At 39.2% G+C, this 778-nt stretch carries 1 pseudogene; it reads left to right on the plus strand.

The window, feature by feature from the left end:
• Nucleotides 1-17: 17 nt before the first annotated feature.
• Nucleotides 18-778, plus strand: a pseudogene (locus HMPREF0519_RS14515) (IS3 family transposase); the annotation flags it as partial.

A 778-nucleotide genomic window follows, 5' to 3' on the forward strand; every position in this document is an offset into this window, starting at 1 on the left:
AGAATAGGAGTTTTTTTATGAAATATTATTCAGATGAATTTAAAAACAACATCGTTAAGCTTTATCACAATGAAAATCGTTCAAAGAAATCCTTAGCCAATGAATATGGGGTTCATCCAACCACCATCAGTCATTGGATCAAGCGGGCCAAATTAGTTGAACTACCTGACGGTGGCGTAACGAGTGTTGAAGCCTTCAAGCAACTACAGAAAGAAAACCAGCAGTTAAAAGAAGAAAATGAAATTTTAAAAGCAGCGGCGGTGTTACTGGGAAGGCATTAGGCAAAGTTAAAGCCATAGACTTTATCAACGAACAATTATGTAAACACCGCCTCTGGATAATCTTGAAAGCCTTAGGGCTTTCTAAAAGTACGTATTATCATTGGAAACACTATCAGACAAGTCGTCATGATAAACAAGATACGATTTTAAAAAGCCAGATCTTTGAAATTTGGAAAAATAATTATAAAGCCTATGGTTACCCTCGGATCACAATTGCCATGAGAAGAATTGGTGTAGTCATTGGCCCCAATCGTGTCTACCGATTAATGCAGGAGTTAGGCATTCGATCACTAATGGGGCGGCGCTTTAAGAAGCCAGGCACTCATGTAGATTATTCCCAACGGCCTAACTTGATTAAGAACCATCCAATTGGAACTATTTGGCGTGCTGACATAACCTACCTAGAACTAAGACCAGGCACTTGGGTTTATCTAAGTACCATCTTTGACCAAGCTAGTAAGCAAATCATCGCTTTCAACATTGGCAAGGAGATGGCA

Source organism: Lentilactobacillus hilgardii DSM 20176 = ATCC 8290, from assembly GCF_000159315.1.
Taxonomy (GTDB): domain Bacteria; phylum Bacillota; class Bacilli; order Lactobacillales; family Lactobacillaceae; genus Lentilactobacillus; species Lentilactobacillus hilgardii.